We start from the raw sequence: 7156 nt of genomic DNA, 5'->3' as shown, positions 1-7156 counted from the left end.
GGGATACTCTGGGGGTTTTTCTTTTTCTCCGCCTCCATGTTCGCCGGCGCGGTGTGGGCATATCTCGCCTGGGGCACCTACTGGCTCTGGGAGCCGAAGGTCATCTGGTCCTTTATCGTATGGTTTTACTACGCGGGCGCCATGCACGCCTGGCACGTCAAGGAGTGGCGGGGGAGGGGGCTCAGCATAGCCACGGTTGGCGGCTTCTTCGTGGCTCTCTTTACCTACCTCGGGGTGGGGCTGCTGATGAAGTCGAGCCACAGCTTTTAAGCCCGCCACTTTCTGTCCTTCCCCCCTTCCCCGTGTTACTGCAGCTCCTCTTCCATGACTGGCTCCGGGGCCGGCTCCGGGGTCGCCGGCCCGTCTGTCCCGCCCGGCGTTTCCGGCGGCGCGTCGAACATGTCGCGGAATATCCCGAGCAGGCTCTTGCTGAGGCTCCTTATCGGCATGGGCCGTACGTCCGGGTCCTTTAGCGGCCCCTCTATCTTGTAGTACATGCTCACCGTGCTCTTGTCCTTGCCCTCTATTATCCAGCCGACGATAGGTATCTTCGAGATCAGCTTGTCTATCGTGACGAACGGGTGTATGCCGAGCGTTGAGTCGATGGTCTTCGCGGCGGTGTCTATGCTGCCCATCGCGGACATGCGTATGGACTTGCTGTCGAAGGTCAGGTTTTCGGTGGAGACGACCCCGTCCTTCACCGTAAAGTTCCCCTTTATCCTCTTGTAGGGCATTCCCTCGTCGAAGAGTTCGGTGATGGACACTATGTTCACGATGGAGAAGACCTTGCCGAGGACCACGAACTTCCAGAGGTTCCCCTTGCTGGCCCTGAGCCCTATCTCTCCGTTTATGCCGCTCCTTAGCGGCTTGGCCCCCCTACTGCCGGAGAGTTTTATTCCCGCGCTGACCTCACCGCTGGCTATCTTTTCTTTGGCGCCGAGCTCTTTTATGAGAGGCCCCAACTCCGCGTTAAGCACCAGGAGGTCCGCGGTGAAGAGCAGCGGCTCCTTCGGGTCCCTGAAGTATACGCCGTCCCCCCCGGCCTTTCCCGAGTGCGTGGTGAGGGCCACCGAGGGGAATAGGACGGCCTCCTTATCGAGCTTCACGTCGGCGACGAGGTCGCCGAACGATATGCCCCAAGCCCGGCCCTTTTTTATCGAGATCTCCCCACGGCCCGTGAGGGAAGGTTCCCTGTAAGGTTCAGGGGAAGGTTCTCCCCCGGGCGGGGTTTTCCCGGAGGGGAAGATGTCGTCGGTATCGAAGTTGTCCGCGTGGAGGTCGAACTTTACGTACCCCGTCGCCACGTCCGGGACCTTCAACTTTCCGGATACGTCCGTCGTGCCGATGCTTATCCCGTCAATGGAAACTACGGCCCTTCTACCGGCAAAGCTCGCCACCGCGTCCATGTTCGTGACCGACCTTGCAAGGCGGGGGAGTTTAAAGAGCCCGTTGCTGACCCTTACCTCTCCGTCGTAGGACGGGGTGCCGCCTTTGTGTATCTTGAGCCGCAGCGAGAGCGTTCCCTTGGAGGGGGCCTCCCGCACGAAGAGGCCGGATATACCCACCAGGTCCGGGATTTTTATTTCGTCGGTGGAGAACTCCATGTCGTAGCGCCCACCACCCTTCGGCATATTCCCTTTAAACGCCAGAGACGAACCGCCGAACTTAAGGGTCCCGTCTTCTATAACCGTGTCCTTCTCTTTGAGCCTTACGGCGCTCTCAACCGTCATGGGGAAGTCCCATTCCTTCTCCAGCACCTTGCCGTAGGTGACGGCCGCGGGCGTGAGGTCGACCTGGGAGCTTACGAGCGGCGAGTCCACTGGCCCGGTTACGGCGGCCTTGAACGCGGCGGCCCTGTCGAAGACGGGCAGCCGCGGCTCCGTCTCTTCCCCGGGGAGGTCCGCCACTGCAGCCCCAGCAGCCACCGTGGCTACGGTAGTATGGTCGAGCAACCCCTCGGCCGTCAGGTCGAGCTCGGGGGTCTTCCCCCTGTAACCCTTTATCTTGCCGTTTATCTCGAACGTCGAAGCGCCGGCGTTACCCTTCAGGCCCGTAAGCTTAATCCCCGCTTCGTCGAAGGAGAGTTCGCCGTGAAGGTCCGTAAGCGGCAGGGGGAGCCTGTCATAGTCGGCCGACACCCCCTTAAGGTGGAGCGTGCCCGAGTACTTAGCCGTCTCCGGCTTCTTGAACTTGCCTTCATTGGAGAGGCGTAGCGAGGCCATGCCTTCCAACCCGACGGGAGGGAGTTTCCTGAAGAGGGCGAGCCTTTTCCGGAGTTCTTCCATGGCCTCTCCCGCGTCGGCGGACGCATCGAGGGACAGGCTGTAAGAAGAGTCCTTGGTCCCGAGGCCGAGCATCTTCATGTCGAACCTTTCGAGCGTGCCCGTGCCGTAGAGGCCGCTCAGGCCGCGGAGATGGAGATCCCGCCCCTTTAGCTCGACCTCGCCGGATACCCCGGATAACGTCTTTTCGAAGCCCGGGTAGTCGAGCCTTACGTCTTCGAACTCGGCGGTGAACCGGACCCCCTCGGCCTTCACCTTCTTTATGTTGCCGGCTATGTCGAGCTCCTTTATCGACACCGTGCCTTCGTAGGACTCTATCTCCAGTATCCTCTTGGTGAGCCTTTTCGGCATGATGTTCAGCGGGAGCAGTCCTTTCAGAGAGGGGAAGGGGAATTTGGTTGTGCGGAAGTTGAGCGCGAGCGTACCGGGCAGCGGACCATTGGCCAGCTGGCCGCTGGCCAGCGTGTCGGTTGGCGGCCACAGCCACTTGAGGCCGAAAGAGCCCTCCAGCGTAAAGCCCCCCATGTCGAACTTCGCCTCTTTCAGCGCGAAGGTGAGGCTCTTACCCGTCTGCCACGTGATGTCGAGCTTGGCCGTGCCGTGCTTCGGGCTTATGGTCTCGGGGAAGAGGCGGGGGGCCTTGACCGAGAGGTCGTCGAGCGTTACCTCGCCCTTGAAGATCCCCTTCCACGCGGACTCCCCCGTACTTTCGTGCGAGAATGCGGAGTCAAGCGAGAGCGTCCCGGCGACCTCAGTATTGAGTCCCTTGCGTTTGGTGTACGGTGCGAGCGGCTTGAGCGGGAGTCCTTTTGCTTCGAGGGTGCCGGAGCCGCGCCATACCTCTTCGGCCCTGCTGGCCTGGCCGGATACCCGGATATCACCTCTGGGAAGCAGCCTGCCCTCGGCCGTGTAGGTGAAGCCGTCGGGGGAGGGCAGGATGACGGCGTTAATGCCGCTCAAGTCGTGGACCTTCTCCCCCCCCTCCCCCTCGACCGTCCCGTCCGTGAAGCTCACCCGGCTGTCCCTTATCTCAAGCGACACCAGCGAGACCTCGAACCCTCCTCCTTTCGGGATGTCCCGGAGGTTTACAGTCCCGTCCGCTCTCCTCCTTACCAGTATCTCCGCCCCGTCGAGCACGAACTTTTTCAGCACGAGCCGTTTCTTGAGGAGCGGGAGGAGCGCTACGTCGATCTTCGCGGTCCCGGCACTTATAACGACCTCGTCCCGGTCCCTCAGGGTGAATTTTTCAAGGCTTATCCTCGGGGACGGCAGGAGGTAGAGGCTGACCTCCTCCATGTCCACCTCGCCGTTAATCCTCTCCTCCACGGATGCCTTGACGTAGGAACGCTTCTCCGAGAGGTCTATGGGCACGAAGCTCAGGACCACGGCGACACCCAGGAGCAGCAGCAGTATCTCCGCCAGCAGGAATTTTTTCCTGTGCCTGTGTCTAAGTTTTTTCTTCGTCACGGCCACGGCCCTCCTACAGGCCAGGTACGATTTTCTTAAGCCACCCCTGTTTTACGGAGATGGCCCCTTCGGGGCACACCTCCTGGCAGCAGTAGCACCTTATGCACCGGTCGTAGTCTATCACTATCCGGTCCCGCTTTTCCATCACCCCGGCCGGACATGTCTCCACGCACGAGGAGCAGAGCGTGCAGATATCGACGTCTATGTGCGGCCGTGCCGTTACGGCCTTTCGTACTCTCCTGTCTATGAAGTAGGGGAGGCGGGAGGCGAAGTTCACGTCTACGAGCGGCGGGAAGCGGAAGCCGTCGACGGTCTCCATCTCACCGAGCAGCTCTATGGCTTCGATATCCGTTTCGCCGAGCCCGGTTTCCCGGGCCCTTTTGAGTATGGGCACGTCGCCGGGCCTGGCGCCGAGGACGGCGGCTATTACCGTGTCCATCGCTATTGCGTTATCCGAGGCGAAGACGAGCCCGAGCTTCCGGGGGTCTCCGTTTCCGGGGCCGTTGCCCTCCATGGCGACTATGCCGTCCACGAGCGAGAGGCGCGGCTTGAGGAAGAGGTGCAGGTCCAGGAGCATGCCGGCGAACATGGAGGTGTCTACCCCGGCCGAGAAGTGCCACTGGCTTTTGAGCTTTCCGGGTACGCACCCGAAGGTGTTCTTGACCCCGAGGGTCAGGAACATCTGGGCGTGGGTCTTGAGCTTGGGGAGGTTTATGATGCCGTCGGCCTCGAGCGCCGCGCGTGCCACCTCGAAGCGCTTGAAGGTGTGGCCCGAGGGGCTTTCCACGGCGACCGGGTCGGTGAGCTCGATGAGTTCGCTTCCGTGCCTCCTGCAGGCCTCGGCCACGCCGCACATTTCGGCGGCCTTAAGGGCGCTTCCCAGGGCGGCGCTGTCGCCCACGACCGGCACCCCCCCGGCCTCCTTGACGAGCCGTATCATCGCCCCGACGACCGACGGGTCAGTGGTGACCGCGGCCTCCCGGGGTTTCGGGCCGAGGAGGTTGGGTTTAAGGAGTATCCGCTCGCCCCTCTTTACGAACTTCTCCATACCGCCGAGCCGTTCAACTGCGTCTCCGGCGGCGCGGTATACCTCCTCTTCCCCGTAGCTTGCGCATTTTGTGATCGCGACCGTGGGTGCCACTTTCAACCCGTGCGTAATGGTATCCGGTAAGGTTAGGCGTGCTCTGTGCGAGGAGGAATCTACGGCCCGGTCAGTCCGCCGGAGGCTTGTCCATCTCTTCGAGCCGTTTCTTCGCGTGCTCCGCCTCGGGGTATGCGGGGAACTTTTCGATGATCTGCTCAAGGAGGACCCGTGCCTCCTTATCGGCCCCGAGCTTGTTGAATGAGAAGGCCTGCTTCAGCTTGGCGGCGGCCACCTTGTCCCCGTCGGGGTAGTCCTTTATGACCTTGTTGAACTCGAGAACGGCCCTCTCCCAGTCACCCTCGGCGTAGTATATCTCGCCGAGCCAGTACTGGGCGTTGTCCGCCAGTTCGTGCTCCGGGAAGAGCGAGAGGAAGCGTTTGAATATTTCCCTGCCCGCCGGGTAGTTCCTGTTGTCCATCGTTTCCCTGTAGCCCTCCATGTAGAGGTTGGCCGGGTCCGGGGCCCTGTCTTTCTGCGGCACCTCCGCCACACTGCCCGCCTCGACCGCGGCGAGTCTCTCGTCCAGCCCCCCGAGTGCCTCCTCTATGGCCTCGAGCGAGTTCTTGATGGCCTCTATGTCGGCCTTTACGGGCTCGAGCAGCGACTCCACCTCACCCGGCGCCGGCTCGGAGGACCACTCGTCCGCCGTCCCGTCCTCTTGCATCTTCTCCTCGATCGAGGAGAGCCGCCCCTCTATGCTGCCGAGCGTTTCTGCGAGAGCTTCGGCCTTTTCGTTTACCTGCTCTATATCGTAGTCCTTTTCCTCGATCGTGCCCCGGAGTTTGGCGAGGTCCTCGCGGATGACCTCTATGTCGGCGCTCGCCTGGGCGGCGGCGGTGCCAAGGCCGCCCTTGATCCCCTCGATAGCGGCGAGCCTCCGTTCGAGGTCAGGCGTTTTCCGCATGAGGGAGTCGACGTTCGTCTTCAGCGTATCCTGCTCGGCGGTGACTATGGGGAAGCCCGGCCCGCAGCCTGTGGGGAGCGTCAGTGCCAGTGCCGCCGCCGCGATATATAAGGGAGCTTTTTTCATCGACCGTCCTTTCTTTGGTTCTCTATTATGGCTCGTTTTCGGTCTTTAGTCCATGAACGGCGACCACGACGGGAACACGCCGCCGATGCCGGTATTTACCTTCTTGAGCCCCCCCCCGTCGGAGCGCATCATGTAGATTTCGTCCCTGCCGCCCCTGGATGATTGGAACGCTATGTACCTTCCGTCCGGGCTCCAGGAGGGGGCCTTGTTGTTCCCCCGGTATGTGAGCTGGACCGCACCCTTGCCGTCCGCCCTCATGCTCCATATCTGGAACTTCCCGCCGCTCATCCGGGCGAAGGCTATCCTCTTTCCGTCCGGGGACCAGACGGGGTCCGAGTTATACTTCCCCTCGAAGGTGATCCTCCGGGGGCTGCCCCCCCCTGAATCTATCATATAGATGTGCGGATTTCCAGCCACATCTGAGACGAACGCGATGGTTTTACCGTCCGGGGACCATGTGGGGGAGACGTCTATGCCGTGGTTTCTCGTAAGGCGCGTGTACTTCATGGTCCCGAGGTCGAGGGTGTAGAGTTCGGGGCTCCTGTCCACGCTCAGGGTAAGCGCTATCTTCGTTCCGTCCGGGGCCCACCTCGCCCCTATGTTTATCCCAGGCCTGCTCGAGACCGAGATGACTCTGCCGTTTTTCAGGTTAAGCACGTAGGTCGCCGGTTCGCCGGCCATGTAGGAGCTATAGAGTACCTTACCGCCGTCCGGCGACCACCTGGGCGAGAGGTTTATCGAGCCGTTGTGGGTGAGCCGTTTTGCGTTGTGGCCGTCGTAGTCCGAGACGTATACCTCCTTCGTCCCGCTCTTCTCGGATACGAAGAGGAGCCGGGTGGCGAATATGCCCTTTGCCCCGGTGAGCTTCTCTATGACGTCGTCGGCGAAGCGGTGCGCGACGGCCCTGGGGTTGGACGTCTTGCCCACGTACCTCTTACCCATGAGCTGGGTTTCCTTTACCGTGTCGAAGAGCCTGAGTTCCGCGGTGAGTTTTTCTCCCTTCACCCGGACCCCGCCCTTTATGAGCACCTCGGCCGTTATAGCCCGCCAGTCCCTGAAGTTGGTCTTCCGGGCGGTAAGGCCGCTCGATTCCGGGTCTTCGAGGTGAGCCTCGGGGTCTATGATGTCGAAGAGGTTCGAGAACTCGAGGTCGCCGGTGAGGGCGGAGAGTATTTCCCCGGCCGCCTTGCGCGATTCGTCCATCTGCCTCTCGCGCGTGCCTATGTCGCGTAG

The 7156-nt window shown here is 61.6% G+C and carries 5 protein-coding genes; 1 reads left to right on the top strand and 4 read right to left on the bottom strand.

Features of this window, described 5'->3' with window-relative positions:
* The coding region (gene ccsA / locus V3W31_02635; protein MEE9613835.1) for a cytochrome c biogenesis protein CcsA at positions 1-270 on the top strand (270 nt) is incomplete at its 5' end.
* Between the two features lie 35 nt (positions 271-305).
* Here the strand turns inward: ccsA and V3W31_02630 are convergent.
* The 4 genes from V3W31_02630 to tolB form a co-directional block, all read right to left on the bottom strand.
* Complete coding sequence (locus V3W31_02630) at positions 306-3749, bottom strand: AsmA-like C-terminal domain-containing protein (protein MEE9613834.1); 3444 nt, start codon at positions 3747-3749, stop codon at positions 306-308.
* Positions 3750-3762: 13 nt separating this feature from the next.
* Positions 3763-4890 carry a DUF362 domain-containing protein gene (locus V3W31_02625; GenBank protein ID MEE9613833.1) on the bottom strand — a complete coding sequence of 376 codons (1128 nt, stop codon included), beginning with the start codon at positions 4888-4890 and terminating at the stop codon, positions 3763-3765.
* A gap of 70 nt (positions 4891-4960) precedes the next feature.
* Entirely contained in the window at positions 4961-5923 is a 963-nt protein-coding gene (ybgF, locus tag V3W31_02620; GenBank protein MEE9613832.1) for a tol-pal system protein YbgF, read from the bottom strand.
* 45 nt (positions 5924-5968) lie between these two features.
* Positions 5969-7156, bottom strand: a 1188-nt coding sequence (gene tolB / locus V3W31_02615) for a Tol-Pal system beta propeller repeat protein TolB (protein ID MEE9613831.1), incomplete at its 5' end; no start/stop codon positions are given.

The organism is Thermodesulfobacteriota bacterium, from assembly GCA_036482575.1.
GTDB lineage: Bacteria > Desulfobacterota > GWC2-55-46 > GWC2-55-46 > JAUVFY01 > JAZGJJ01.
Note: the sequence above shows the minus strand (reverse complement) of the source record. Positions and strands in the feature narration are given on the sequence as shown.